Source organism: Amorphoplanes digitatis, from assembly GCF_014205335.1.
In the GTDB taxonomy this organism is placed as follows: Bacteria; Actinomycetota; Actinomycetes; order Mycobacteriales; family Micromonosporaceae; genus Actinoplanes; species Actinoplanes digitatus.
The window spans coordinates 540,721-565,646 of sequence record NZ_JACHNH010000001.1 but is presented as its reverse complement, the minus strand read 5'-3'; the positions used below and the strand labels follow the sequence as shown (position 1 = coordinate 565,646).

26 protein-coding genes are annotated in these 24,926 nt (G+C 73.2%); 16 read left to right on the top strand and 10 right to left on the bottom strand.

The window, feature by feature from the left end; all coding sequences use genetic code 11:
• Nucleotides 1-68 precede the first annotated feature (68 nt).
• The 4 genes from BJ971_RS02655 to BJ971_RS02640 all read left to right on the top strand — a co-directional run bounded on the left by BJ971_RS02655 (nucleotide 69) and on the right by BJ971_RS02640 (nucleotide 5,453).
• Nucleotides 69-2,336, top strand: a complete 2,268-nt coding sequence (locus tag BJ971_RS02655) for a hypothetical protein (protein ID WP_184989439.1) — start codon at nucleotides 69-71, stop codon at nucleotides 2,334-2,336.
• 46 nt (nucleotides 2,337-2,382) lie between these two features.
• Nucleotides 2,383-3,426, top strand: a complete 1,044-nt coding sequence (locus BJ971_RS02650) for a DNA polymerase III subunit beta family protein (RefSeq protein ID WP_184989436.1) — start codon at nucleotides 2,383-2,385, stop codon at nucleotides 3,424-3,426.
• Between the two features lie 40 nt (nucleotides 3,427-3,466).
• Nucleotides 3,467-4,528, top strand: coding sequence for a threonine aldolase family protein (locus tag BJ971_RS02645; protein WP_184989434.1), 1,062 nt, complete (start codon nucleotides 3,467-3,469; stop codon nucleotides 4,526-4,528).
• 70 nt (nucleotides 4,529-4,598) lie between these two features.
• Nucleotides 4,599-5,453, top strand: a complete 855-nt coding sequence (locus BJ971_RS02640; protein WP_184989431.1) for an oxidoreductase — start codon at nucleotides 4,599-4,601, stop codon at nucleotides 5,451-5,453.
• 6 nt (nucleotides 5,454-5,459) lie between these two features.
• On the opposite strand, the gene BJ971_RS02635 is transcribed toward BJ971_RS02640, so the two are convergent.
• Complete coding sequence (locus BJ971_RS02635; protein WP_184989429.1) at nucleotides 5,460-6,326, bottom strand: hypothetical protein; 867 nt, start codon at nucleotides 6,324-6,326, stop codon at nucleotides 5,460-5,462.
• A gap of 118 nt (nucleotides 6,327-6,444) precedes the next feature.
• Between BJ971_RS02635 and BJ971_RS02630 the strand changes: the two genes are divergently transcribed.
• From BJ971_RS02630 to BJ971_RS02605, 6 genes are all read left to right on the top strand, one after another.
• On the top strand, nucleotides 6,445-7,185 hold the full coding sequence (locus tag BJ971_RS02630) for a class I SAM-dependent methyltransferase (RefSeq protein ID WP_184989426.1): 741 nt from the start codon (nucleotides 6,445-6,447) through the stop codon (nucleotides 7,183-7,185).
• Between the two features lie 105 nt (nucleotides 7,186-7,290).
• A complete protein-coding gene (gene egtA / locus BJ971_RS02625; RefSeq protein WP_184989423.1) occupies nucleotides 7,291-8,523 on the top strand; it encodes an ergothioneine biosynthesis glutamate--cysteine ligase EgtA in 1,233 nt (410 codons plus the stop codon).
• Nucleotides 8,520-9,824: an ergothioneine biosynthesis protein EgtB gene (gene egtB / locus BJ971_RS02620; RefSeq protein ID WP_184989420.1), complete on the top strand. Its 1,305-nt coding sequence runs from the start codon at nucleotides 8,520-8,522 to the stop codon at nucleotides 9,822-9,824. Before egtA ends, egtB begins: the two co-directional genes overlap by 4 nt.
• Nucleotides 9,824-10,573 (top strand): ergothioneine biosynthesis protein EgtC, encoded by a 750-nt coding sequence (gene egtC / locus BJ971_RS02615; protein WP_184989417.1) that lies wholly within the window; start codon nucleotides 9,824-9,826, stop codon nucleotides 10,571-10,573. Before egtB ends, egtC begins: the two co-directional genes overlap by 1 nt.
• A complete protein-coding gene (gene egtD, locus BJ971_RS02610; protein ID WP_184989414.1) occupies nucleotides 10,570-11,535 on the top strand; it encodes an L-histidine N(alpha)-methyltransferase in 966 nt (321 codons plus the stop codon). Before egtC ends, egtD begins: the two co-directional genes overlap by 4 nt.
• A gap of 172 nt (nucleotides 11,536-11,707) precedes the next feature.
• Complete coding sequence (locus BJ971_RS02605) at nucleotides 11,708-11,893, top strand: hypothetical protein (protein WP_184989411.1); 186 nt, start codon at nucleotides 11,708-11,710, stop codon at nucleotides 11,891-11,893.
• On the opposite strand, the gene BJ971_RS02600 is transcribed toward BJ971_RS02605, so the two are convergent.
• Nucleotides 11,890-12,276 carry a RidA family protein gene (locus tag BJ971_RS02600; protein WP_184989408.1) on the bottom strand — a complete coding sequence of 129 codons (387 nt, stop codon included), beginning with the start codon at nucleotides 12,274-12,276 and terminating at the stop codon, nucleotides 11,890-11,892. The two genes, BJ971_RS02605 and BJ971_RS02600, sit on opposite strands and share 4 nt — an antisense overlap.
• 27 nt (nucleotides 12,277-12,303) lie before the next feature.
• On the opposite strand from BJ971_RS02600, the gene BJ971_RS02595 reads away from it, so the two are divergent.
• The 5 genes from BJ971_RS02595 (at nucleotide 12,304) to BJ971_RS02575 (ending at nucleotide 16,615) form a co-directional block, all read left to right on the top strand.
• Complete coding sequence (locus tag BJ971_RS02595; protein ID WP_184989405.1) at nucleotides 12,304-13,041, top strand: class I SAM-dependent methyltransferase; 738 nt, start codon at nucleotides 12,304-12,306, stop codon at nucleotides 13,039-13,041.
• 458 nt (nucleotides 13,042-13,499) lie between these two features.
• Nucleotides 13,500-14,111, top strand: a complete 612-nt coding sequence (locus tag BJ971_RS02590; RefSeq protein WP_184989402.1) for a hypothetical protein — start codon at nucleotides 13,500-13,502, stop codon at nucleotides 14,109-14,111.
• 71 nt (nucleotides 14,112-14,182) lie between these two features.
• On the top strand, nucleotides 14,183-14,656 hold the full coding sequence (locus tag BJ971_RS02585; protein WP_184989399.1) for a putative periplasmic lipoprotein: 474 nt from the start codon (nucleotides 14,183-14,185) through the stop codon (nucleotides 14,654-14,656).
• Nucleotides 14,653-15,318, top strand: coding sequence for a hypothetical protein (locus BJ971_RS02580; RefSeq protein ID WP_184989396.1), 666 nt, complete (start codon nucleotides 14,653-14,655; stop codon nucleotides 15,316-15,318). Before BJ971_RS02585 ends, BJ971_RS02580 begins: the two co-directional genes overlap by 4 nt.
• Nucleotides 15,319-15,943: 625 nt before the next feature.
• On the top strand, nucleotides 15,944-16,615 hold the full coding sequence (locus BJ971_RS02575; RefSeq protein ID WP_239087678.1) for a hypothetical protein: 672 nt from the start codon (nucleotides 15,944-15,946) through the stop codon (nucleotides 16,613-16,615).
• A 188-nt stretch (nucleotides 16,616-16,803) separates the two neighbouring features.
• Here the strand turns inward: BJ971_RS02575 and BJ971_RS02570 are convergent, their stop codons facing one another.
• The 7 genes from BJ971_RS02570 to fdxA all read right to left on the bottom strand — a co-directional run bounded on the left by BJ971_RS02570 (nucleotide 16,804) and on the right by fdxA (nucleotide 23,385).
• Nucleotides 16,804-18,084, bottom strand: coding sequence for a DUF4407 domain-containing protein (locus BJ971_RS02570; protein ID WP_184989394.1), 1,281 nt, complete (start codon nucleotides 18,082-18,084; stop codon nucleotides 16,804-16,806).
• 138 nt (nucleotides 18,085-18,222) lie between these two features.
• Nucleotides 18,223-18,873, bottom strand: coding sequence for an SIMPL domain-containing protein (locus BJ971_RS02565; protein WP_184989392.1), 651 nt, complete (start codon nucleotides 18,871-18,873; stop codon nucleotides 18,223-18,225).
• A gap of 9 nt (nucleotides 18,874-18,882) precedes the next feature.
• Nucleotides 18,883-20,001 carry a S8 family peptidase gene (locus BJ971_RS02560; RefSeq protein ID WP_184989390.1) on the bottom strand — a complete coding sequence of 373 codons (1,119 nt, stop codon included), beginning with the start codon at nucleotides 19,999-20,001 and terminating at the stop codon, nucleotides 18,883-18,885.
• The gene (locus BJ971_RS02555) at nucleotides 19,998-21,392 is read right to left on the bottom strand and encodes a WXG100 family type VII secretion target (RefSeq protein ID WP_184989386.1); all 1,395 of its coding nucleotides are present in this window, start codon (nucleotides 21,390-21,392) and stop codon (nucleotides 19,998-20,000) included. Before BJ971_RS02555 ends, BJ971_RS02560 begins: the two co-directional genes overlap by 4 nt.
• Before the next feature lie 74 nt (nucleotides 21,393-21,466).
• Nucleotides 21,467-21,886, bottom strand: coding sequence for a hypothetical protein (locus BJ971_RS02550; RefSeq protein ID WP_184989384.1), 420 nt, complete (start codon nucleotides 21,884-21,886; stop codon nucleotides 21,467-21,469).
• An 81-nt stretch (nucleotides 21,887-21,967) separates the two neighbouring features.
• Nucleotides 21,968-23,056, bottom strand: a complete 1,089-nt coding sequence (gene dapC / locus BJ971_RS02545; RefSeq protein ID WP_275411391.1) for a succinyldiaminopimelate transaminase — start codon at nucleotides 23,054-23,056, stop codon at nucleotides 21,968-21,970.
• Nucleotides 23,057-23,058: 2 nt separating this feature from the next.
• Nucleotides 23,059-23,385, bottom strand: a complete 327-nt coding sequence (gene fdxA, locus BJ971_RS40855) for a ferredoxin (protein WP_239087677.1) — start codon at nucleotides 23,383-23,385, stop codon at nucleotides 23,059-23,061.
• An 82-nt stretch (nucleotides 23,386-23,467) separates the two neighbouring features.
• Here fdxA and BJ971_RS02540 point away from each other — a divergent pair, with 82 nt between their 5' ends.
• A complete protein-coding gene (locus tag BJ971_RS02540; protein ID WP_184989378.1) occupies nucleotides 23,468-24,430 on the top strand; it encodes a GNAT family N-acetyltransferase in 963 nt (320 codons plus the stop codon).
• Between the two features lie 16 nt (nucleotides 24,431-24,446).
• On the opposite strand, the gene BJ971_RS02535 is transcribed toward BJ971_RS02540, so the two are convergent.
• Nucleotides 24,447-24,911, bottom strand: coding sequence for a hypothetical protein (locus BJ971_RS02535; RefSeq protein WP_184989376.1), 465 nt, complete (start codon nucleotides 24,909-24,911; stop codon nucleotides 24,447-24,449).
• Nucleotides 24,912-24,926: the final 15 nt, after the last annotated feature.

Genomic DNA, 24,926 nt, shown 5'->3' with positions numbered 1-24,926 from the left:
ATAGCCGATCACCCGCGAATGGGATCATCGGTGCGTCGCACCCGCCGACGGGGTTCGGAGGGCACTCGATGCGCACGGCGATCGTGGCGGTGGCGCTTGCCTCCGCGTTCATCACCGGTATCGGCTCACCGGTGCGGGCAGCGGCGAACGGCTGGTCGCGCACCGGTGACGTGCTGACCTGGCGGGCGCCCGCGCACGTGCCGACGGGCGACGCGGCGGTGGAGTTCTTCGCGGGCGGCCGGTCGCTCGGCCGCCCGGCCGAGGCAGGCGACCGCCGGACGTTCCGGTTGCGGATAGATGCCGCCGCGCGCCTGGACGACCTGGAGGTACGCGCGGGCGGCCGGCGCCTGGACGCGGCCGCAGCGGCCGGCGACCGGGCCGCCGGGGTCGCCCTGCCCGCGCCCCTACCGCCGAACCCCGCCGACCCGGGCGTCCGTGGGCCACATGCGACGGTCACCGGTGAGTACTCCCTGCCCGGCGTCCGGCTGCCGGGCCTGCCGCGGCCGGTCGAGATGCGGGCCGTCGTTGTCGCGCCGCGGGGCGCACCCGGCCGGCGGCCGCTCGCGCTGTTCCTGCACGGGCGCCACTCGACCTGCTACCGCGGCAGCGACCCCGACGCGGTCACGGACTCCTGGCCGTGCGAGCGCGACCACCGGCCGATCCCGAGCTACCGCGGCTACCTACAGGCACAGCGGCTGCTCGCCTCGCAGGGCTACGTGACCGTCTCCGTCTCCGCGAACGGCGTCAACGCGCAGGACGGCGACGCCGACGACGGCGGTGCGCAGGCCCGCTCGGCGCTCGTGCGGCTGCACCTGGCCCGCTGGGCCGACTGGGCCGGCGCCGGCCGCGCGGGCGCACCGGCGATCGTCCGGGCCGCACCCCGCGCCGCGATGTCCAAGGTCTTCCTGATGGGCCACTCCCGCGGCGGCGAGGGCGTGAGCCGCGCCGCGATGGACACGCTCACCCCGCCACCCGCCGCGCGGGACGGATACCACGGACGGGTCCGCTGGACGATCCGCGGACTGCTCCTGATCGGCCCGACCATGTTCGGCCACAACCCGGTGCCGGACGTGCCCTCCGCGACCATCCTCCCCGGCTGCGACAACGACGTCTCCGACCTGCAAGGCCAGGCATACATCGACGCCACCCGCGGCGTCGGCGCCGGCCGGGCGCTGCACAGCTCGCTGTACGTGATCGGCGCGAACCACAACTTCTTCAACACCGAGTGGACGCCCGGGCAGTCGGCCGCGCCCGCCCAGGACGACGTCGAGGCCGGCGACGACCCGGTCTGCTCGGCCGGGCGGGCGACGCGGCTCACCGCACGGCAGGAGCAGAGCGCCGGCGCGACCTACATCGCCGCGGCGGCCCGGCTCGCCGTCGGCGGCGACGACCGGGTGCGGCCGCTGCTCGACGGCTCCGGCGTACGGGCGAGGTCGGCCGACCCGGCCCGGGTGCTCAGCCACGCTTTGGGCGCTGGGCGCACGCCGGCGGCCCTGCCGGCACCCGGCGTGCGCGTCACCGGCGGCCGGATCTGCGCGCAGGTTGGCCGGGACCCGGCGCGGTCCTGCCTCTACCGGTGGACGACCGGTTCCCCGCACTTCGTGCCGTACCGCGACATCCGCCCGGAGGCCGGCCGGTACGCCCTCGAACTGGCCTGGTCGGCGCCCGGCACCCCGGTCACCGTGCGACCGGCCTCCCCCGCCGGGCTGGCCGGCGCCCGGGCGCTCACGCTGCGGCTGATCGTCCCGCCCAACACCGCCGGTACGCGGCTCGGCGTGGCGCTCGTCGGTCCGGGCGGGGCGCGGACCGGCCTCGGCGACGTCAGCCTCGACGGCCTGCCCGGCAGCGCGGGGACGACGACGGCCTGGGCGCAGGAGGTCCGGGTGCCGCTCGGCGGATTCCGGGGCCGGGTCGCGAAGATCGAGTTCACCCCGCGTACGGCGGACGGGCGGGCGGTGCTCCTCGACGCCTGGGGCTGGCGGCCCGGCACGCCCGAGGCGGCGGCGGTACCGCTGCCGCGCATCGACCTCGGCGAGGCCCGCGGCGCCGAGGGCGACTCGGGCGTACGCGTATGGCGGATCCCGGCCCGGGTGACCGGGCGTGGCCACGGCCGGGTGCGGCTCTTCCTCACCACCTTCGCCGGCGGGGAGCCCGCGGTGAGATCGTGGGTGGCGACCGTGCGCCCCGGCATGCGGGCCATCGCGGTGCCGGTCGCAGTGCGGGGCGACCCCCGCCCCGGCGGGGACCTCCGGTACAGCCTGAACGCCCGTGCCGTCCGCGGCACGATGATCGGCGACGACCAGGGCGAGTTGCTCGTCACGGACGACGACACTTGACCCTCTAGCAGGTCGAGGCGGCAGGGTTCGGGGGGTGGAGAGCAGGATGCACGGGATCGGGGAGATCGCGCGGGCCAGCGGGCTGAGCGTCAGCGCGCTGCGGTTCTACGACGGCGCCGGGGTGCTGGTCCCGGCCGAGGTCGACCCGGTGAACGGCTACCGCCGCTACAGCGACGACCAGGTCCGGGCGGCCCGCCTGGTGGCGGGCCTGCGCCGGGTCGGCATGCCGGTGGCGGAGATAACCCGTGCGGTGTCGGAGCTGGCCAACCCTCGCGCGGTGCGCAAGCTGCTCGACGAGCACCTGCACCGGCTGGAGGACGGCCTCGCCGACGCCCGCCGTGAGCTCTCCCGCGTCCACGCCCTGCTGGATCTTCAGGAGACCACCTTGACCACGATCACCCTGCCCGCCGCCGCCCTCGCCGCCGCTCTCGACGCGGTCCGCTTCGCCGCCTCCATCGATCCCGGCCTGCCGATCCTCGGCGGCGTGCTGCTCGAGACCGAGCCTGCCGCGCTGTGCCTGGTGGCGACCGACCGCTACCGCCTGGCCGTCGCAGAGGCCGCCGCCGCGGTCTCCGGGTCGCCGGCCCGGGTGGTGGCTCCGCTGCCGTTCGTCGACGAGCTGCGCGCGCTGCTCGCCGAGGGCGGGCAGGTGGTGCTCGCGCTGAGCCAGGACCGGATCGGCGTCGACGTCGCCGGGCGCCGCCTGGAGGCGCAGCCTCTCGAGGTCGGCTTCCCCGATCACCACCGTCTGGTGGAGCTCGGCGCGGACGGCGTCCGGCGGGTCACCGTCGACGTGCCGGCGCTGCGGGCGGCGGTGGATTCGGTCCCCGCGGTGGTCCGCGAGCACGAGGGCAAGCCCTTCGACCTCACCATCCTGGCGGTGGATCCCGCCGGCGCGCTGCGGGTGGCGCGGGAGGACGAGTGGGCGGCCGACGAGCAGGCGCATGTCGCGGTCAACCGCGAGTTCCTGCTAGAAGCCCTGGACGCGGGCGGAGCCGGTCAGCTCGTCCTGGAGCTGGACGGCCCGATCAAGCCGCTGGCGGTGCGCGGCGCCGGCTCCTACTCGATCCTGATGCCGGTCCGTCGCTAATGGGCCTGACACCGGTGTCCCGAGCGGCGAGACTGGCACGGTGGATGACATCGCCGCCCGCCGCGCCGCCTGTACGGACTCCTTTCTCGGCAACGGGCTGATCCGTCCGCCGGAGCTGCTGGCGAGCATCGACCCCGGCGCCGCGGCTGACGTGTACGGCGAGGGCGGCGTGGTCGCCGAGCTCGAACAGCACGTCGCCGCGGTGCTCGGGAAGCCGGCCGCCGTGTTCCTGCCCAGCGGCACGATGGCGCAGGGCGCCACCCTGCGGGTGCACGCGGACCGGCGAACCACCCGGACGATCCTCTGGCATCCCTACAGCCACCTCGACCGGCACGAGGGGCAGGCACATTCGCGGCTGCATCAGCTGATCGGGCGGCCGGTCGGCGAGGTCGAGCAGCTGATCACCCTCGACGATCTGTCCGAGGTCGCGGAGCCGGTCGCGGCGCTGCTGCTGGAGCTGCCGCAGCGCGACCTCGGCGGCGCGTTGCCGGCCTGGGAGGACCTGGTCGCGCAGACCTCGTGGGCCCGCGACCGGGGCGCGGCCGTGCACCTCGACGGCGCCCGGCTGTGGGAGGCCTCCGCCGGATACGAGCGGTCGCCCGCCGAGGTCGCCGCGCTCTTCGACACCGTGTACGTCTCGTTCTACAAGGGCATCGGCGCGCTGCCCGGCTGCTGCGTCGCCGGCCCGGAGCAGGACGTCGCCCAGGTGCGGGAGTGGCGGGGACGGCTCGGCGGCACGTTGTTCGCGTTGTGGCCGGCGGCGTCCTCGGCGCTCGGGCTGCTCGACGGCGCGCTCGCCGAGATGCCGGCCCGGCTGCGGCACGCCCGGGCGATCGCGAGCGCCCTCGCCGACGTGCCGGAGGTCCGGGTCGTGCCCGATCCGCCGCAGACGCCGATGATGCACCTGCTGCTGTCGGTGCCGGCCGATCGCTACCAGGCGAACGCGAGGCGCTTCTCCGAGGAGACCGGGATGTGGGTGTGGCCGAGCGTCGCCGATACCGGCGACCCGGCGGTGGTGCGGTGCGAGCTGGCGGTCGGGCGGGCGACGCTGCGCCACAAGCCGGAGGCGATCGCCGAGGTCCTGGCCGCCCTCTGCGTCTGAGCGGGGTACCCACGGGAGGGTCGCTCGCGGGTGGGCAGGTATTTGCGGGCGGTGCTCGTAGAGTGAGGCTGTGACTGACGACACCTTTCCGCTCGGTGACCGCTCGGTACGACGCATCGGCTTCGGCGCGATGCAGCTCGCCGGACCTGGCGCCTTCGGACCACCACGCGACCGCGACGCCGCCCTCGACGTGCTCCGCAAGGCCGTGGAGCTGGGCGTCAACCACATCGACACGGCTCAGTACTACGGGCCGGACTACGTCAACGACCTGATCCGGGACGCGCTGTCGCCGTACCCGGATGATCTGGTCCTGGTGAGCAAGGTCGGCGCCGCGCGGGACGACGCCGGGCGCTGGCTGCCGGCGATGCGGCCCGAGCAGCTGCGGGCCGGCGTGCACGACAACCTGCGTTCGCTGGGTGTCGACCGGCTCGACGCGGTGAACCTGCGGCTGATGGACGGCGGCGAGGACTTCGACGTCGAGCTGGAGACGATGATCTCCCTGCGCGACGAGGGCCTGATCGCCGGCATCGGCCTGAGCAACGTGACCCGCGAGCAGTTGGTGCACGCGGTGCAGCGCACGGAGATCGTCTGCGTGCAGAACGCGCTGAACCTCATCGAGCGCCAGTCCATGTCGCTGCTGCGCGAATGCCAGGAGCTCGGCATCGCCTTCGTGCCGTTCTTCCCGCTCGGCTCGGCGTTCGGCGGCGTGAACCGGCTGCTCACCCACCCCGACCTGATGGACACCGCGGACCGCCTCGAGGCGCTGCCGTCCCAGGTGGCGCTGGCCTGGCTGCTCGACCTGGCCCCGAACGTGCTGCTGATTCCCGGCACGTCCACGCTCGGCCACCTGGTCGACAACATGACCGCCCGCCGGGTCCACCTGGACGACGACGCCCGAAAGGTCCTGGACGCGATCGCGCTCTGATCGGCCTCAGCCGCGCGACGAGGCCGGCGTGACCGCCGGCACCGACGAGATCAGGTCCGCCATCACCTGTGCCGCCAGCGTGTGCGGGTCCGGCGGCGCCGGATAGTGTGCCGCGATCTCCTGGTTCAGCACGTCGAGCCGTTGCGGCAGCGCGACGAGGAAGTCGTCCAGCCCGCGCTGCACCGGCCGCCTCAGGAACGGTGCGACCAGCCCGACCAGCGGCCTGAGCCAGCCGACACCGCGGGCGGCCGCGCTCGTGGTCACGGTCCAGCGGCCCGGCTCGGCGCGGGCCATCCCGAGCTCGGCGACGGCCCGGCCGCGCGGGTGGGTCACCGTCGCGACCAGCTGCGGCTCCCCGTTCTCGTACGGCGGGAGCCGGCCGGCGTCGATCTGCACCCGCGCGCTGACCATGCCGCTGAGCAGGCCGTGTGAGCCGAGCCAGTCGGGCACCTGTAGCAGCACGTCGATCGGCCCGGACGAGAACTCGACCCGTGCCCGGGTGCCGCTGCGGTCATGGTGGACGGTGAAGCACGTCCGGTCCCGGTCGTCGGCCTCGAGCGTGATGGCGTAGGTGTGCCAGGTCGTCGCCACCCGCCCGGTGGCGCGCGCCACGGCGACCCGGCCGCGTTCCCACTCGGCCGCGGCGAGGGTGTCGGCGTCCTCCAGCCGGGCGGCGACCAGCGCCTCCTCGGGCGTCGGTTCGGGCACGTCGTCCTCGCGGAGCATCAGCCGGTAGGCGGCACCCGGATAGGGGTGCAGGCCGGCGACCACCCGCAGACCGTCGTGCGGCTTCTCGGTGACGGGGTGCAGCACCACCCCGTCGGTGAAGGTCAACGAGCGCCACTGTGCGATCAGCGGCGGTAGCGCGGCCACGAATGGTCTCGCATCGATCGCTGCGACATCCGTTCGACCGCCGAGACGCACCATGTCCGGATCGTAGACCGCGCCGAACCCGGTCGCGCCCTGCGGAACGGTCCGGTTACCGTCAGGCATGCGTTCTCCACGGCAGTACGACCAGCTCGTCGGCGAGGCCGTCGGCGTGCCGGTCACCGGCTGGGAGTTCGCCTGGCTGGACGGCCGCGCGGTCGGATCGGACCCCTCCTGGTCCTATCCGGACCTGGCCCGGCCCCTGCTGCGCCGGGCAGGCAGCCTGCTTGACCTCGACACCGGCGGCGGTGAGCTGCTGGTCGAGCTCGCGCCCCTGCCCACGCACACCGTCGCGGTCGAGGGCTGGGCGCCGAACATGGCGGTGGCCCGGGACCGGCTCGCCCCGTTCGGGGTGGCCGTGGTCACCGAGCTGCCCGGCGGCGAGGAGGAGTTCGACGTCGTGCTGAGCCGGCACGGGCGGCTGCCCGCGGAGGACATCGCGCGCCTGCTCAAGCACGGTGGCACGCTGCTGAGCCAGCAGGTCGGCAGCGACGATCTGGCCGACCTGAACGCGGAGCTGGGCGCGCCGCCGCCGTACGCGACGAGCTGGACGGCGGAGGAGGCGGTCGCAGCGCTGGGTGCGGCGGGGCTGCGGGTGACGGACGTGCGCGAGGAGCGGCCGCCGCTGACGTTCCACGACATCGGCGCCCTCGTCTATCAGCTGCGGGCCGTGCCGTGGCAGGTCCGGGATTTCACTCCGAAGCGGTACGACCGCGCACTGCGCCGGATAGACGCGACCATCCGGACGCACGGCCACTACACGGTGACCGCGCACCGATTCCTCGTCCAGGCCACACGCGGCTGACCTGGAACATCAACGAATGGTCACAAAGTGATTGTCTCGCGGGAATGCCAAGTCGGTTTTTTGTAGGTAGTGTCCGGCAGGGAACCGACTACTCGGGGGAGGGCCGTGGCTACCTTCAGTCGTGAAAGATCCCAGGACACCCTGCAACACGTCGCACAGGCCGCCGAGCACATCTCCGGCATCTGCTTCAAGACCGGCCCGCCGAGCCGCATCGGCGTCGAACTGGAATGGACCGTCCATCGCGACGGGGCACCGGCGGCATATGTCGAGGCCGCCGAGCTGCGAACAGCCCTCGGCACTCACGCACCACCCGCACTAGGCAGTTCCCACCCCGGTGATCCGTTACCTGGCGGTGGCACGGTGACCGTCGAGCCCGGCGGCCAGGTCGAGATCTCCTCGGCACCGGCCGGCTCCCTCACCGAGTTGTACGAAGCCCTCAGCACCGACCACGCGCTGCTCGCCGCCCTGCTGGCCCGCTCCGGCCTGGTGCTCGGCGAGAGCGGGCTCGACCCGCACCGGCCGCCGCGACGCATCCTGCACACCCCGCGGTACGCGGCAATGCAGCGGCGGTTCGACGCCACCGGCCGGCACGGCCACACCATGATGTGCAGCACCGCCGGCCTCCAGGTCTGCCTCGACGCCGGCACCGAGGACCGATTACCTCAGCGCTGGAACGCCCTGCACGAGGTGGGACCGGCCCTGCTTGCCGCGTTCGCCACCTCCGGGCGCCACGCCGGGCGCGACACCGGCTGGGCGTCCGCCCGGATGGCCGCCTGGTACGGCATCGACCCGCGCCGCACCGGGCCGGTCGACGATCCGGGCGACCCGGCCACCGGCTGGGTCCGCTACGCGCTCGCCGCCCCGCTGCTCTGCGTGCGCCGCGACGCCGGCCGGTGGGACGTGCCGCCCGAGGTGACCTTCCCCGACTGGATCGGCGGCGCGCTGCCCGGCCCGCCGGTCGTCGGCGACCTCGACTACCACCTGAGCACCCTGTTCCCGCCGGTACGCCCGCGCGGCTACCTGGAGGTCCGCTACCTGGACGCGCAGCCGGGCGGGGAATGGATCGCCCCGGTCGCCGTCCTGGCGACCCTGGTCGCCGACGACGCGATCACCGACGCGGCCCGCGCCGTCGCCGCGCCGACGGCCGGACGCTGGGTGCACGCCGCCCGGCACGGCCTGGCCGACCCGGCCGTCCGGGCCTGCGCCACCGAGCTACTGGATCTCGCCTGCCGCCACCTGGACCGCACCGGCCTGCCGCCGGCCGTCCGTGACGTGGTGACCGACATCCTCGATCGGCGCCTGCATCGCGCCGGCATCAGGAAGGACCCGCACGAATGACCCAGGACCTGCGTCTCGCCGTCGCCGCCGAACTGGAGCGTGCCCGCGCGCGAACGGCCCTGCTGACCGAGGCCGTCGACGACTCCGATCTCGTCCGCCAGCACTCACCGCTGATGTCACCCCTGGTCTGGGACCTCGCGCACGTCGCCAACCAGGAGGAGCTCTGGCTGGTCCGGGACGTCGGCGGCCGGGAGCCGGTGCGCCGCGACATCGACGAGCTGTACGACGCCTTCAAGCACCCGCGCGGCGACCGCCCGGCGCTGCCGCTGCTCGGCCCGGCCGAGGCCCGCGCCTATGTGGACCAGGTGCGGGACAAGGCCCTCGACGTGCTCGACCGGGTCCGCCTCGACGGGCGGCCGCTGGTCGCGGACGGCTTCGCGTTCGGCATGATCATCCAGCACGAGCAGCAGCACGACGAGACCATGCTCGCCACCCACCAGCTGCGCGACGGCGCGCCCGTGCTCGACGCCGAACCGCCGCCGGCCGCCCGGATCCCGGTCACCGGCGAGGTGCTGATACCCGGCGGCCCGTTCACCATGGGCACCGACACCGAGGCGTGGGCGCTGGACAACGAGCGGCCGGCGCACACCGTCGACGTGCCCGCGTTCCACATCGACGCGGCGCCGGTGACCAACGCCCGCTACGCCGAGTTCATCGCCGCCGGCGGGTACGACGACGCCCGCTGGTGGAGCGCGCGCGGCTGGGCGCACCGGCAGGCCGCCGGGCTGACCGCGCCGATGCACTGGCGGCGCGACGGCGACGGCTGGGCGTATACGAGGTTCGGGCGCACCGAGCGGATCGTCGCCGACGAGCCCGTGGTGCACGTCTGCTACTTCGAGGCGGAGGCCTTCGCGGCGTGGGCCGGCCGCCGGCTGCCCAGCGAGGCCGAGTGGGAGAAGGCCGCCCGCTTCGACCCGGCGACCGGCCGGTCCCGGCGCTACCCGTGGGGCGACGACCCACCGGAGCCGCGGCATGCCAACCTCGGGCAGCGCCACCTGTCCCCCGCGCCGGCCGGCGCCTATCCGGACGGCGCCTCGCCGCTGGGCGTGCACCAGCTCATCGGCGACGTCTGGGAGTGGACCGGCTCGGGCTTCGACGGCTACCCGGGCTTCGCCGTGTTCCCCTACGCCGAGTACTCGCAGGTGTTCTTCGGCGGCGACTACAAGGTGCTGCGGGGCGGGTCGTTCGGCACCGACGCGGCCGCCTGCCGGGGCACGTTCCGCAACTGGGATCATCCGGTCCGGCGGCAGATCTTCAGCGGGTTCCGCTGCGCCCGGGACGCCGGTCCCGGCGCTGCCTGATGTGCCGCCACCTGGCCTATCTCGGAGTACCGGTAGCCCTGTCGGACCTGCTGTTCGAGGCGCCGCACGCCCTCGTCCGGCAGTCCTGGGCGCCGCGCGACATGCGCGGCGGCGGCACCATCAACGCCGACGGCTTCGGCGTGGGCTGGTACCCGGACCACGGCGCCGCGCCGGTGCGCTACCGCAGCGCGGCTCCGATGTGGACCGACGCCGCGCTGCCGGCGCTGGCCGCGCACACCAGCGCGGGCTGCCTGCTCGCCGCGGTGCGCTCGGCGACGGTCGGCATGCCGGTCGTGGAGACCGCGGCGGCGCCGTTCGCCGAGGGCGACTGGCTGTTCAGCCACAACGGGGTCGTCGCCGGATGGCCCGACTCGCTCGCCGCGCTCGCCGGGCGGCTGCCGGTACGCGACCTGGTCACCCTCGACGCGCCCACCGACGCCGCCCTGCTCTGGGCACTGACCCGGCACCGGCTCCGGGCCGGTGCGACGCCCGCCGAGGCCGTCGCCGCGACCGTGGCGGAGGTCTCCGCGGCCGCGCCCGGCTCACGGCTCAACCTGCTGCTCACCGACGGCCGGCAGATCGCCGCCAGCGCCGCCGGGCACGCCCTGTCCGTTCGGGCGGACGCCGCGTCCGTACTGGTCAGCTCCGAACCCATCGATCCCGGACCGGCCTGGCGAGCCGTGCCGGACGGCCACCTGCTCGTTGCCACGCCATCCACGCTGGACATCACCGCGCTAGGGAGATCATGACCGCGCTGGAGATCCATCTCGACGACAAATACCTCGACCGGACGCTGCGCGCCGACGTGGCCACCGGCCTTACCGCGATGCCCAAGTGGCTACCGCCGAAGTGGTTCTACGACGCCCGGGGCAGCGAACTCTTCGAGGACATCACCCGGCTGCCCGAGTACTACCCGACCCGGACCGAGCGGGCGATCCTCGCCGCCCGGGCCGCCGAGATCGCCCGGATCACCGACGCGAAGGCGCTCGTCGAGCTGGGCTCCGGCTCGTCGGAGAAGACGTGCCTGCTGCTCGACGCGCTGCTCGATCACGGCACGCTCGGCGCCTTCACCCCGCTCGACGTCTCGTCCGCCGCGCTCGAGGACGCCGTCGACCGGCTCGTCGCGCGCTACCCCGGCCTGGCCGTACGCGGGGTCGTTGGCGACCTGACCCGCCACCTGGCGCACATACCGGACGGCGACAACCGGATGGTCGCGTTCCTCGGCGGGACCATCGGCAACCTCGCGCCGGCCGAACGCGCCGACTTCCTGGGCCGGCTGCGTGCCGTCCTCCGCACCGGCGAGTGGCTGCTGCTCGGTACCGACCTGGTCAAGGACCCGTCGGTCGTGGTGCCGGCGTACGACGACGCGGCCGGGGTCACCGCCGAGTTCAACCGGAACGTGCTGCGGGTGGTGAACCGCCGGCTGGGTGCCGACTTCGACCCGGACGCGTTCGCGCACGTCGCGCTCTGGGACGCCGAGCAGGAGTGGATCGAGATGCGGCTGAGGGCCACCTCGGCGCAGCGGATCCGGATCCGCGGCCTCGACCTGACGGTGGACTTCGCCGCCGGTGAGGAGCTGCGCACCGAGATCTCGGCGAAGTTCCGCCGCGCCGGGCTGGAGGCGGAGCTGGCCGCGGCGGGCTTCGCGCTGCGGCACTTCTGGACCGATCCCGCCGGCCTGTTCGCGGTGTCCCTGGTGCAGGCCGACTGACCCGCCCACGACGGCGTCGAGTGTCGCCGGGCCGGATTCGAGAGATCAGATCCGGCCCGGCCGCCGCGCGGGCGGGAACGAGCGGGCGGGCGCCGAGATATGCCGAAAGAGGCTAATAGTTTTTGCTTCTTTCGCCGATGACGGCCGGCGGAACGCTCACGAAACTGGACAGATGCGCCGTGAACGACCGGACCCATGGTACGACCCGCCGCGCCGGCACCGGATCCGCGGACGGGACAAGGCGGAGTTCATCATCGCCGCGCTGCTGCTCGCCGGCCTGCTCGGCCTCCTCGCGGTCGGGGTGGCGCGGGACACCCCGCGCGCACCGGGATCGACCCCGAGCCTCTCGCCGCCCTAACCGACGACGGCCAGCGCCTCGATCTCGACCCGGAACGCGGGATGCACCAGGCCGCTGACCTGCACCAGGGAGCTGGCCGGCGGCCGAAGCGGATCGATGAACTCGTCGCGCACCGCGCGGAAGTCCGCCAGGTCACCCATGTTGGTGAGGTAGACGGTCAGCTTCACCACGTGCGCGAGGTCGGTGCCCGCGGCGGCGAGCGCACCGAGAAGATTGTGGAACACCTGGCGGGTCTGCGCCTGCGGATCGTCGGCGCCGACCACCCGGCCCTCGGCGTCGAGCGGGACCTGCCCGGAGACCACGACCATCGCGCCGCTGAACGAGACCGCATGGCTGTAGCCGTTCGTCGGCGGCAGCCCGGCGGGATTAACGTGGTGCTGCATGGCCGCAGCGTAACTAGGGTGCAACCCATGACGCGAGTGTTCGGCGAGGTCGCCGCCATCTACGACGAGGCGCGCCAGGGCTACCCGGACGAGGCGCTCGGCGCCGTCACGGCCTTCCACGGTGGCCGCCCCGCCTCGGTCGCCGACGTCGGCGCCGGCACGGGCAAGGCGACGGAACTGCTGCTCAGGCTCGGCGTGCCGGTGACGGCCGTCGAGCCGGACCCGCGGATGGCCGCGGTGCTGACGAAGAAGTTCCCGCAGGTCGAGGTCGCGAACGCGGCGTTCGAGGAGTGGACGCCGCCGCCGGGCGGGGTCGGCCTGCTCGCCTGCGCGACGGCCTGGCACTGGATGGATGAGCGGAGCCGCGAGCGGCTCGCCCGCGCGGCCCTGCTGCCGCGCGGCACGCTGGCGATCTTCCACAACAGTCATGGGTACGCCGTACCGCGCCAGCAGGACACCGTCGACGCCATCCTTCAGGCGATCGACCCGACACCGTCGATTGACGACCGCCAGGTGGACTGGGCCCGCGTGGGCATCGAGCGGAGCGGGCTGTTCACGGACGTCGAGGTGCACCAGTGGCACCGCTTCCCGGTGCTGTCGAAGGAGCAGTACCTGCGGCTGCTCTCGACGTTCTCGAACTTCCGCAACCACTCGGCGCGGGACCAGCGTGCGGCGGTGACCAACCTGGGCGCGGCGATCGACGGCTGGGGCGGCGCCGTGGAGATGGACATCCTCACCGTCCTGGTGCTGGCCCGCGCGGCCTGAGCCGCGCGACGGCCGTCGGTTATCGTTGACCGCGGCCCCCACCGTCCGGTGCACGCTCCCGGACCTCGCGCCTCCCGGACTCGACAGAACCGTCGGCCGATTGCCTCTTTCAGGTGACGACATCGTCGTTCAGCCGACCCCGTTAGGGACAGGGCAGAGAAAAATGCGTGTCGTGGGGAAAGAAAATAACCTCGGGTAACCCACGAAAGCCTTATGAAAACCGCCGCCGATCAGGTCCGGTCCGTTTACCCGATTTGAGATCATGCCGCGTCACCGCTAGCACTTCATTTCGCCAGGCAGACACCACCGCGCATGCATACCCGCAGGCCGCCGGGCCATGTTGGACGCTCGATCCCGTAAGCCGATCGGATTAGCCCGGTCGGCGCGACCGGGGTGTATCGCGGTATCGGAGAGGCGAACAAAAGCACTATCGCGGCGTCGCGGCGAATCCGCCATCTTTGTCGCAGCGCCGGATCCGCCGCACCGGATCGGCGCCACACCGAAACAACGAGTACGCCGGGCGTCGGCTTTTCCGCGATATTGCGGAGGTCGCACTCCGGCCGATCAGGAGGACCACCATGGGCAAGACCACCAAGCGCACCGCCACCGTCGCCACCGCCGTCGTCCTCACGGTGGGTGCCGGAACCGCGGCCTTCGCATATGCCAGTGGATGGTTCCAGGGTGGCGGCACGGCGAGCGCCGCGTCGTCCACCATCCAGAACGTGACCACGACGGTCACGATTGCGAACGACTCCGCACACCGCCTGTTCCCCGGCAAGACGGTCGACCTGACCAGCAGCATCACCAACCCGAACGACTACAAGGTCAAGATCCTCACTGTCGCGGTCGGCCCTGTCACGTCGATCAAGAACAACTCGAACAACCCCAATTGCGTCGACGGACAGGCGAACCTCAGCGCATCGCTCACCGCCCCCGTGGAGATCAACGCTGCGACGACGACGCCGAGCCAGACCTTCGGCACGTTGACGATGGGCCAGAACGCCGAGCCCGCGTGCGCCGGCAGCCAGATCACGGTGACCCTGAACTTCACCGGCGAGCTCATTCCCTGATGCACCGCGGCGGGGTGGGCCGGTCGGCTCCACCCCGCCGCTACTCGCGGCCCGGATGGAATGAGGAGACCTTGAAGAGATGGCAGCAGGCGCTCGCCGCGGTGGTGGGCCTGACGGGCCTACTCGCCGCGACCTCACCGCCCGGCGGCGGCACGGACGAGCAACCGATGGTCATCACCTCGGCCCACGCCGGCCGCCGCGCCGAGCCGGTCTACCTCATCCTTCGTGGACAGTTGAGCGGGCTCTACCCGGGAGCGGTGAAGCAGATCAAGGTGACCCTGGTCAACGACAGCGGCCACCCGATCCGGTTGCACCGGCTCGACGGATGGCCGGTGACGTCGTCGCGACGGGAGTGCCGCCCCTCGCCGGCCAACCTGCGGATCCTCGACTACCGGGGCCGCCTGCCGGTGACCGTCGCGCCGCACACCCGCCACACGCTCTCCGGATCGATTCCCATCGCGATGCCCACCGGAGCGACGCCCAAGTGCTCGAACACCCGCTTCTCGATCTTCGTCTCCGGCGCCGGCAGCAGGCGGCACCGGTGAGGCGGCCGAAGCGAACAATCCTGATCGCCGGGGTCGCCCTCACCCTGGCGGTCGGCGGCACCCTGGCCGCCAACGCGACCTGGTCGATTCCGGGCCGGTCCGCGCCGATTCAGCTCAAGACGGCGGAGATGCCGCGCGGCCCCAAGCCGGACATCGCCAAACAGGGCGGGTCGGCGGTCGTCACCTGGCCCGCCCAGGAGATCGTGCCCGGCGTGGCGATGCGCGGATACGTCGTCACCCGGTACGACGCCGACCACGATTCGTCGTTCGAGGCGTTCCCGGCGGTCGCCGGCACGACCCTCACCGACGCCGACGTGCCGGCCGGGAAGTTCTACTGGACGGTCACGCCGAAGTTCGCGGCCTGGACCGGCGAGGAGAGCAAGAAGAGCGAGAACGTGAAGTTCTCCGCTCCGGCCGGCGCCGCGCGGGCCGCCGTGGTCGCCACCCCGTCCGCGACCGGACCGGCCGCGCCGACCACCGCCGCCACCCAGACGGCCGGTGGCGGGGATGAGACGGCAGACCCGCCACCGGCCCCGGCCGTCACCACCGCGGCGCCCGCGGAGACCACCCCGGCGCCGGTCACGACCACCACCCCGCTGCCGGCCGAGACCTCCGCGCCCGCCGGGGACGCGAACCCGCCGAAGGGTGGCGGCAAGAAGTAGTCACCGCGAGTTCCCGTGGCCCTCGGCGTCATACAAGGCGTCGGGGGCTACGTGCGCCCGCCTCACTCTTCGTAGGGTCTCACTCTCCGTCGCGGCTTTACACGGACGGATTAGGCCGTAATGACCCTCGGATTTCGCTGTATTCCTGAACACAGCGGACGGTCGCCCGATGCCGGCCCGACCCGCCATGGGTCATGGTTTTCGAGCAGTCAAACGAACTCACACAAGGTCCGCCCGGCGGCGGATCCACATATGAGTGGCGCTCGGCAATGAACGGGCGGCGGAGACAGTGACCGTCGCAAGTTTGGTTCGCCGGGCCGGCGGTGCTAGCGGCGACGTCTTCCCCGATGGGCTCGGTTTAGCGCGTTACCGCAGGTCAGGCGCGTGCTGGCGTTTCACATTCCGGCGTACCTCGTGCGGGTTAAGCCGGACAGACCCTCCTGTCCGATTTATGCGCGGGCAACGGCGGACGTATTCCCGATCACGGAGCCAGGCTTTTTCCGGAAATGTAGTAGATGCTCCGGTTTTCGCCATCGCTCCACCGCAGGAGGAAGCTCCGAATGCGCAAGCTCAGCAGACGGCCAGCCGCCGCGTCACGCACGATCGGCGACGCCGAGGCGACGCCGTGATCCGCGACCTGCCGGCCGCGCGTGACGTGCTCACCGGGCGTGACGGCGCGGCCTTGCGCGACGGCGGCGGGGATGCGTCCGAGGGCGTGCAGGCCACGCCGGAGAGGACAATCGAGGTGGATCTCGACGACGAGCCCACCGCCGACCTGCGCGGCTCCGGCCGCCGCCGCGGCTGGCTGCGCCGGCTGGACGCGCGGACCCGATCGATCCTGACCGGGGCCGCGGCCGCCGCCGTCATCGTCAACGCCGGCGCGGTCTGGGCCTACTGGCGCATCACGGACTCGGAGACGGGCCGGGCCGCCGGCGGAACCGTCGTGGAGATGAACCTGCGCGCCCGCTCGGACCTGAACAAGGCGCTCGAGCCCGGCGGCACCGGAAACCTGACCGTGACGGTCACGAACGACAACGACTTCCCGATCCGGATCACCTCGGTGTCCCCGGGCCAGGGCAACATCATCGCGGACGACGAGCACCGCGAGGCCGGCTGCGCGAACACCGGCGTGATCGTCGCGCAGAACTCGGTGAAGGTGCGGTGGGAGGTCCCCCGCAACACCGTCGGCGCGTTCACCGTCCCCGACGGACTCGCGATGAATGCCGACTCCGACAAGGCCTGCGCCGGCGCCGTCTTCGTGGTCCCGGTGCTGGTCTCCGGCATGGTCGGCCACTGAGGACGGGCCCGGATCGCTGAGGGGCTGAGGGGCGGCCATCACGGCGGCGGCGGCGATTGCGCGCCGCCTCCGCCGCACCTGATGACCACCGGGTGCCCGAAGGTGCCCGGGTGGCGCCACCGCCGGTAACAGAGCGTGGGCCTGGCGGTGCGCAGGAGTGAAATCGTAACGCCGAAATGCAAGTTGCACTACGCCCGCAGGCTATCCACATTGCGCAGCGTGCGCGTCGCGGCCGGACGGTGCTCGATCAGCGAAAGGTCGGGCAGCGGCGGCAACGGGCTCCCGGCCACCGAGTCGTAGAGGTGTGCGCGGGCGCGCTCGATCGCGACGCCCGCGATCTCCTCGTCCCTCGATGCCTTGCCGATGCCCTCGGCCATCACCCTCGAGGTCGCCTCCGCGTACCGCCGGACGTCCTTGAGGACCTGCTCGTAGCCGATCGCCGCCTCGTGCTCGCGGCCGCGGGCCTCCCGCGCCTCCGACCGCTCGTACGCGTTGCCGTGCGACACGAACTTCAGCCCGACCGCCGCGCAGTCCAGGGCGATCAGCAGCAGCGCGATGCCGATGTAGAAGGCGCCGATCCCCCAGAAGTCGGTGCTGACCAGGTACCACATCGCCTGGGTGCGGGCGCCGAAGCCGGCGTCGGCCCGGATCACCGTCGCGTTGACCGTACGCTGATCGGCGATCTTGGCGGTGAGGTCCGCCTGCTCGGCGGCGCGCGCGGTCCGGGCGGCCTTCTGGGTGTCCTGTAGCCGGGCGGCCTGCGCGTCCAGCTTCGCGGCCTGGTCGTCGAGGTGGCGGGAGCGCTGGATCAGGGTGTCGCAGAAGCCGCCGGGCGGGCAGCCGGTCCGGCGGGACACCCCCTTGCCCTCCGAGTCCGCGAGGGCCTGCGCGTAGAGCTTGCGTGCGTCCCGGCGCTTCTCGGCCGCCCGCGTTGTCAGCCCCCGCACCAGGCTGTCGTCGGCCGCCGCCTGCTTCTTCAGCTCGCCCAGCCGGGCGCCGTACGCGGCGATCGCCCCGCCGCCCTCGCCCGCGCTGATCTGCTCGTTGTGCACCTCGTTGAGCCGCGCGTCGATCTCCGCCTGGTAGCGGGCCAGCATCAGGGGCTCCGTGATGATCACCGCGAACAGCAGGGCCATGGCGAGGCGGCCGGCGTACAGGCCGATCGTGGGGCGGCGCAGCAGGTCGTCGGGATCGGAGGAGTCCAGGCGCTCGTAGTTGATCGCCACCCGCCCGACCACGGCACGGTCGTACGCGACCACCCCGATCGCCACCAGTGGACCGACAAGCCACCGCCACCACGGGTGCGAGTAGTTCGAGCTCGCGTCGACGAAGGCGGCGCCGCCGACGGTCGCGTACAGGAAGTAGAGCACGATGAAGACGCCGATGGAGTTGTAGAGAACTCGATCGGAATGGGTCGTCACGCTGTCCGGGTTCACGTTGGCGATCCGGTGCAGAACGCGACGGGCCATGGTGCCGAGTCTCGCCCATCCCAGCGGCGTGTGCGGCCGAAACGGGTGGATCACGCGGGACCTCGGGGTATCGCCCGGGCAGGGCATACCCGATGGGCGCGAGGTGTGCCGGTGGTTCGGCGGTATCGGCTCCGAGAGCTACAGCGCCGTCGGCTCGGTGACGGTCACCCGGACGATCACCGAGGCGTGCACCGTCTGCTGCTGCGGGTCTACGTCGAGCTCCAGGTCGGCGGCCTCCGGCGCGCCACCGAACGCGGCCATCCGCATCATCGGCTGCGCCCCGCCGCCGGTGCCCTCGTCGAGGATCTCCACGAGCCGGTCCACCTCGGCGCCGACGGCCTCGGCGTACTCGCGGGCGCGGCCGAGCGCGTCGGCGATCGCCTCGCGCCGCACCTCGGCGCCCGACCGGCTGCCCGGCCGTAGCTGCCACCACGGCCCGGAGACCGAGACGTGATCCTGGCCGGCCAGGCGCAGCAGCAGCTCGCCGAGGACCCCGAAGTCGGTGACGGTGACCGTGGTGGTGACGCTTCCCGAGTACGCGGCGACGCGCTCGCCGCCGCCGCGCTTGAGCTCGGGACGCACCTGCACGCCGCTGGTCTCGCGGCGCTCGATGGCGTCCGGGAACCCGTCGAGAAGGCCGCGCAGCGCGGCGGCCCGCTCGGTGAGCCGGGTCAGCGCGGTCTGCCGGTCCCGGTCGCGGGCGGAGGCGGTCACGGAGAAGACCGCCAGCTCGGGCGGCACGTCGCGGGTCGCCTCGCCGCGTACGACGATCATCGGTTGCTCGGCCATGCGACGACGCTACCCGCCGGCCCGGCGCGACCGGACGATCAGGAACGCCGCGACCGGCAGCGCCACCAGCAGCAGCACCAGCCCCGCACCGACGATGACCAGCGGCGGAATGCCGTCACCGCCGGCGTCGGCCGGTGCCGGCACGGCCGCGGCCGCCGGGGCGTCGGTCGCCGGCGGCGGGGCGCTGCTGCGGACGGGAGCGGGCTGCGCCGCGGTGAGCGCCGCGAGCAGATCCAACTGGCCGTGGCCGTAGTAGTCGTCGCGGCCCTTCGCGCCACGGTCGATCGCGGTACCGGTGAGCCGGTCCACCACCTCGACGGCGGTCAGTTCGGGGTACTTCGCCCTGATCAGGGCGGCCGAGCCGGCGACGATGGCCGCCGCGCCGCTGGTGCCGTTGCCCCGCACGTACCCGTCGCCGGGTGCGGGGCCGGGGATCTCCACCCCCGGTGCGACCAGGTCGACATATTCGCCGTGGTTGGAGAACTTCGCGACCTTGTTCTTGCGGTCGACGGCACCGACGGTGAGCAGCTCCGGGTACGAACCCGGAAAGTCGGGCTCATTGTCCTTGTCGCCGTCGTTGCCGGCCGTGCCGATCAGCACCACGTCGGCCGCGACCGCCTCCCGCACCGCCGCGCGCAGGCTCTCGGAGTCGCGCGTATTGAACGCCAGGTTGATCACCTTGGCGCCTTGAGCCACCGCGTAGCGGATCCCCTGCGCGACGAGGTAGGTGTCGTTGATCGGCTCGATCGGAATGACCTTGGCCCGCGGTGCGATGCCCAGCACGCCGCGACCGCCGCCGTGGCCGCGCCCGGCGATGACGCCGGCCATCCCGGTGCCGTGACCGACGGAGTCGAAGTTGCGCCCCGGCTTGTCCTGCGCCATGTGCCGGCCCGGCAGGACGGCGCCGCGCAGATCGGGATGGGTGTCGTCCACGCCGGTGTCCAGCAGGCCGACGATGATGCCCTCACCCTTGGTGATCCGCTGGGCCTGGTCGACCTTCAGCGGCGCCCAGTACCACTGCTTGTCCCGGATGTCGTCGGCCCGGGCCGGCGTCGCCGACCCGAACACGACAGCGATCACGGCCAGGACGGCGAGGGTCCGGCGGGTGATACCGCCCGGCACCGTCACCCGCGCCAGCCGATCACGTTCGGCCCGGGATCGTGCCGCACATCGTTCTCCGGCGCCGGGGCGATGACCGGGTCGACGCCCGCCGCTACCTGCCACGGGCTGTCGGGATCGAAGGGCGGCTGAGCGCCGCCGCTCGAACGACGGCCGCCGCGGCCGCCGCCCGCCATCGCGGGAGTGCCCTGGCCGGTCCGCGCCGCGCCGACCGGCTCGTCCGGAAGCCAGGCGGGCCGGGGCGGCCGGACCGGCTCGTTCCGGGCCGCCGCGCGGGCCGCGCCCGCACGGGCGCCGCCGCCGCGCCCGGCCACGCCGCCGCCGATGCCCGCGCCGGCGCCGTGCGGGACTCCCGCCGCGCCGCCGCGGCCCGCGCCGGCCACCGTCTCGCCGATGACCGCGCCGGAGGGCAGCGCGCGTGGCCCGACGGCCGCCGGCCGGGCGCCGGGGCGCGCGCCCTGGCCCACCCCGCCGATGCCGCTGGGGCCGAGCCCGGTCATGCCGCCGCCACCGCCGCCGATGCCGCGCGGGCCCGCAGGAATGCCGCGCGGGTCCGTGACGCCGCCGCGCAGGCCGGGCGCGCCGCCGAGCCCGCCGATGCCGGGGCCGACGATCGGGCCGGCCGGGGGCACGATGGTGCTGCCGCCGACGCCGGTCGGGGGAACGACGCTGGCCGGGGTGACGGCGGGCGGGGTGACCGGCGGCGGGGTGGCCGGCGGGGTGATGACCCCGGCCAGCCCGGGTCCGCCGACCACGCCACCGACGTCCGGGCCGCCGGTCGCGGGAGTCGCCCCGGTGCCGGCCCCCGGCACGAACGGGTCGCGTCCGGGCAGCGGTGGCACCGGGTCGTGCGGGACGGGCACGACGGTCCCGCCACCGCCCGAGGGCGAGACGCCGCCGCCGGTGCTGGAGGTGGTATCGCCCGGTTCGACGGTCGGCTCCCACATCGGATCCTTCGGATCCAGCAGATAGGGGTCGGGAACCTTCAGCCGGGCCACGTTGTCCTGCACGATCTGCTCGGCGGTGATCATGTGCTGCCGCGCCTGGCGGTCGAGGTCGTCCTCGGCGTTGTCCCACCACGCCGGCACCAGGTCGTCGCTCTTCTCCTTGTACTGCTCCCAGAGCGGCTCGATGTCGTTCTTCGCCTGGCGCAGCGCTTCGAGGATGTTGGCCAGGCCGGTCGCGGTGTCGTCGGCGTCGGCCCTCGCCTGTTCCATCCGGGCCAGCAGCGTGTCGATCTCCTTGACGAACGCCGCCGAGCTCGTGTTCTCACCGGGCGGCCAGGCCGCCACGAGCGCCTCGCGGGCGTTGAGCAGCAGGCTCCGCTGGTCCTTGACCGCGCCCGCGAGCTGGCCCCAGGCCGCCACCTGCCGCCAGGCATCGGGATCGTCCTCGTTCATGACCATCGACCACAGTCGCGGCGTATTGAACGACCCCCACGCCGTGCACCAACTACTGGTAAGAACCGGCTCGCTCATACCGCGGTCGCCCCTCCCCCGTGGCGCGGACGGTCGGCCCGCTCGGCCGCGAGCCGGACGGCGCGGGCCTCCTGCGCGGCCGTCCACAGTGCGTGCTCGACCCGCTTCGTCCCGTCGGCCGAGCCGGCGTCGACGGCGTCGAAGTCGGCGGCGACCTTCTCCGCCGCGGCGGCGAGCAGCCGGGCCGCGGTCAGGAAGTTGCCGAGGTTGGCGGTGGACGCGCTCAGGCTCTTCGCGTAGCGCTCCTTGGCGGCGTGCACGCCGCCGCTCGCGTTCTGCGCGCCGAACGGCACGCTGTCCAGCGGCAGCTTGGCCCGGCCCACCGCGGGCTCGGTCACGTAGTCCGTGTCCGCGCGGACATCGGTGGCGAACTTGTTGAGCCCGCCCGTCTCGACATTGATTCCAGGATCGCCCACGGCCGCCTCCCCGTAGCCCCGTCGTCACATCGCTTCAGAGGGTAGCGACCACGAACGATTTCCGGGTACCCGGTAGGGCGGTCAGGCGGTGAGGCGGGCGACGGCCTCGGCGACGCGTTCGTCGGTCGCGGTCAGCGCGATGCGGACGTGCCGGCCCGCGGCCGGTCCGTAGAACGCGCCGGGCGCGGCCAGGATGCCGCGCTGGGCGAGCCAGTCCACGGTGGCCCAGCAGTCCTCGCCGCGGGTCGACCACAGGTAGAGGCCGGCGGTGGAGTGCTCGATGGAGAACCCGGCCTTGACGAGCGCGTCCCTGAGCGTCTCGCGGCGGGCCGAGTAGAGCGCCCGCTGCTGCTCCACGTGCGTCTCGTCGCCCAGCGCGGCGACCATCGCGGCCTGCACGGGCGCGGGCACGATCATGCCGGCGTGCTTGCGGACCGTGAGCAGCTCCGCGATCAGCGCCGGGTCGCCGCCGAGGAAGCCGGCCCGGTAGCCGGCCAGGTTGGACCGCTTGGAGAGCGAGTGCACGGAGACGACGCCGGTGTAGTCGCCGCCGCAGACCTCATCGGCAAGCACAGAGACCGGGGTCTCGTCCCAGCCGAGGGACAGGTAGCACTCGTCGCTGACCACGACCGCGCCGCGCTCGCGGGCCCAGTCGACCACCTTGCGCAGGTGGGCGGCGGGCAGCACCCGGCCGGTCGGGTTGGACGGCGAGTTGATCCAGACCAGCTTGACCCGCGGGTCCGGGCCCAGTGCGGTCAGCGAGTCGGAGCGCACCACCTCGGCGCCGGCGAGGCGGACGCCGACCTCGTAGGTGGGGTAGCAGACCTGCGGGATGACGACGACGTCACCGGGGCCGACCCCGAGCAGCGTCGGCAGCCACGCCACCAGCTCCTTGGAGCCGATGGTCGGCAGCACGCCGAGCCGGCCGGAGGCGCCGCAGGCGCGGGCCAGCCAGCCGGCGATGGCCGCACGCAGCGCCGGCGTGCCGGCCGTCAGCGGGTAGCCGGGCGCGTCGGACGCGCCGGACAGCGCCGCCCGGATCAGCGGCGGGACCGGGTCGACCGGGGTGCCGATCGACAGGTCCACGATGCCGCCGGGGTGCGCCGCGGCGACCGCCTTGGCCGGCTCCAGCAGGTCCCAGGGAAAATCGGGCAGCGTGGCCGACAGCACGGTCAGTGTGCGTCGCCGCGCGGCGGCTGCGAAGTCACGAACGGGGTGTCCTTGTCGATCTTGCCGACCTTGGAGGCGCCACCGGGCGAACCGAGGTCCTCGAAGAACTCGTAGTTCGCCGTCGTGTAGTCCTTCCACTGCTCCGGCACGTCATCCTCGTAGAAGATGGCCTCCACCGGGCAGACCGGCTCGCAGGCACCGCAGTCGACGCACTCATCGGGGTGGATGTAGAGCATCCGATTGCCCTCGTAGATGCAGTCGACGGGGCATTCCTCGATGCATGCCTTGTCGAGCACATCGACGCAGGGCTCAGCGATGATGTAGGTCACGGTCTTTCCCTTCCAGAGCCACGCCGCGGGACACCGCGACGGTACGAGCAGAGCCTAGTATCTCGCCGGAAGGAGGTGGCACGTGCTCCGACGGCAGGATGTGGGACACCGGGTGGTGGTTCGCCGAATTGTAGGTGTTTCCCATAATCGTCCACTTTTTGCCGACGCCCTCGGCGAGCTGGTCGAGCTGACGGAGACGGAACTCACGCTGGCCACCGCCAAGGGCACGCTGCGCGTACCGCTGCGGGAGGTGCACCGCGCCAAGCGGGTGCCGCCCGCCCGCCGGCCGCCCGCCGCTGAGGTGGTCGCCCTTGAGCTCGCCGCGAACGAGGCCTGGCCGGCCCCGATCCAGGCCCGCCTGGGCGGCTGGATCCTGCGCGCGGCGGAGAACTGGACGGGGCGGGCCAACGCCGCGCTCGCGGTCGGCGACCCGGACCGCACGCTCGAGGCCGCCATCGACGCCGTCGAGCTGTGGTACGCCGCCAGGGGCCAGCGGCCCATGATCAACACTCCGATGCCACTGGCCGCCCCGGTCAACGCGGCGCTCGACGGCCGCGGCTGGACGGCCCGCCCGCTGACGCTCGTGCAGACCGCCCCGCTGCCCGCCCTGGTCGGCGACGTCGCGCCGCGGCGGGACCTGCCCCCGGTCGAGCTCGCCGACAGCCCCGCCGACGCCTGGTACGAGATGGTCGCCGAGCACAAGGGCACGCTGCCGGCGGTCGCGAGGAAGCTGCTCACCGGCGTACCGGAGGTGGTCTTCGCGTCCGTGCGGGACGAGGCCGGCGACCTGCTCGCGGTCGGCCGCGGCGCGGTCACCGGCCCGGACCGCTGGCTCGGCGTCTCCCTGGTGCAGACCGCGCCCGCCGCCCGCCGCATGGGCCTGGGCCGGCACCTGGTGCGCGCGGTGGCCGGCTGGGCGACGCAGCGCGGCGCCGCGCGGGCCTACCTGCAGGTCGAGGAGCGGAACACCCCCGCGACCACGCTCTATCAGGGGCTCGGCTTCCGCACCCACCACACCTACCTGACCCGCGAGGCGCCGGACTGACGGGCGTGGCGACGGCTCAGCGGCGCACGACCCGGCGCGGCTTGGTGGTCTTCGCCTTGGCGAAGGCTTGCAGCGAGCGGGAGCGGTAGTCGCGCCCGAGCATTGTGGCGATCCAGTAGCCGAGCAGCGTGCCAAGGATCGCGAAGCCGCTGTAGAGCCAGACCTGGGAGAAGAAGTTGCCCGCGCCCGCGGCGAACGGGGTGTCGCCGCTGATGAACGGGCCGACCAGGATGGTCAGCAGCATGCCGCCGAGCGCCGCGGCACCGATCTCGGGCAGCCAGGTACCCGCCGGCACCCGCTGGGCCCGGACGAAGGTCACGATCGCCAGCACGACGCCGATGGCGGCGAACATGATCAGCGATACCCGGCTCTCGGCCGTCTCGTTGTCGGCGAAGCCGATGCGGATCACGAGCCGCGCGATCACGTTGATCGCGAACAGACCGGCCGCCAGCACCGCAACCGGCACCCAACGCTGCTTCATGGCGTACTCCCCTGA

Bases quoted from the DNA above. Each gene is read 5' to 3' on its own strand.
- BJ971_RS02565 (WP_184989392.1), bottom strand. From the start codon at position 18,873: ATGGCCGAGCAACCGATGATCGTCGTACGCGGCGAGGCGACCCGCGAC.
- BJ971_RS02535 (WP_184989376.1), bottom strand. From the start codon at position 24,911: ATGAAGCAGCGTTGGGTGCCGGTTGCGGTGCTGGCGGCCGGTCTGTTC.
- egtC (WP_184989417.1), top strand. From the start codon at position 9,824: ATGTGCCGCCACCTGGCCTATCTCGGAGTACCGGTAGCCCTGTCGGAC.
- BJ971_RS02555 (WP_184989386.1), bottom strand. From the start codon at position 21,392: ATGAACGAGGACGATCCCGATGCCTGGCGGCAGGTGGCGGCCTGGGGC.
- BJ971_RS02655 (WP_184989439.1), top strand. From the start codon at position 69: ATGCGCACGGCGATCGTGGCGGTGGCGCTTGCCTCCGCGTTCATCACC.
- egtB (WP_184989420.1), top strand. From the start codon at position 8,520: ATGACCCAGGACCTGCGTCTCGCCGTCGCCGCCGAACTGGAGCGTGCC.
- BJ971_RS02605 (WP_184989411.1), top strand. From the start codon at position 11,708: ATGCGCCGTGAACGACCGGACCCATGGTACGACCCGCCGCGCCGGCAC.
- BJ971_RS02600 (WP_184989408.1), bottom strand. From the start codon at position 12,276: ATGCAGCACCACGTTAATCCCGCCGGGCTGCCGCCGACGAACGGCTAC.
- BJ971_RS02570 (WP_184989394.1), bottom strand. From the start codon at position 18,084: ATGGCCCGTCGCGTTCTGCACCGGATCGCCAACGTGAACCCGGACAGC.
- BJ971_RS02630 (WP_184989426.1), top strand. From the start codon at position 6,445: ATGCGTTCTCCACGGCAGTACGACCAGCTCGTCGGCGAGGCCGTCGGC.
- egtD (WP_184989414.1), top strand. From the start codon at position 10,570: ATGACCGCGCTGGAGATCCATCTCGACGACAAATACCTCGACCGGACG.
- BJ971_RS02650 (WP_184989436.1), top strand. From the start codon at position 2,383: ATGCACGGGATCGGGGAGATCGCGCGGGCCAGCGGGCTGAGCGTCAGC.
- BJ971_RS02595 (WP_184989405.1), top strand. From the start codon at position 12,304: ATGACGCGAGTGTTCGGCGAGGTCGCCGCCATCTACGACGAGGCGCGC.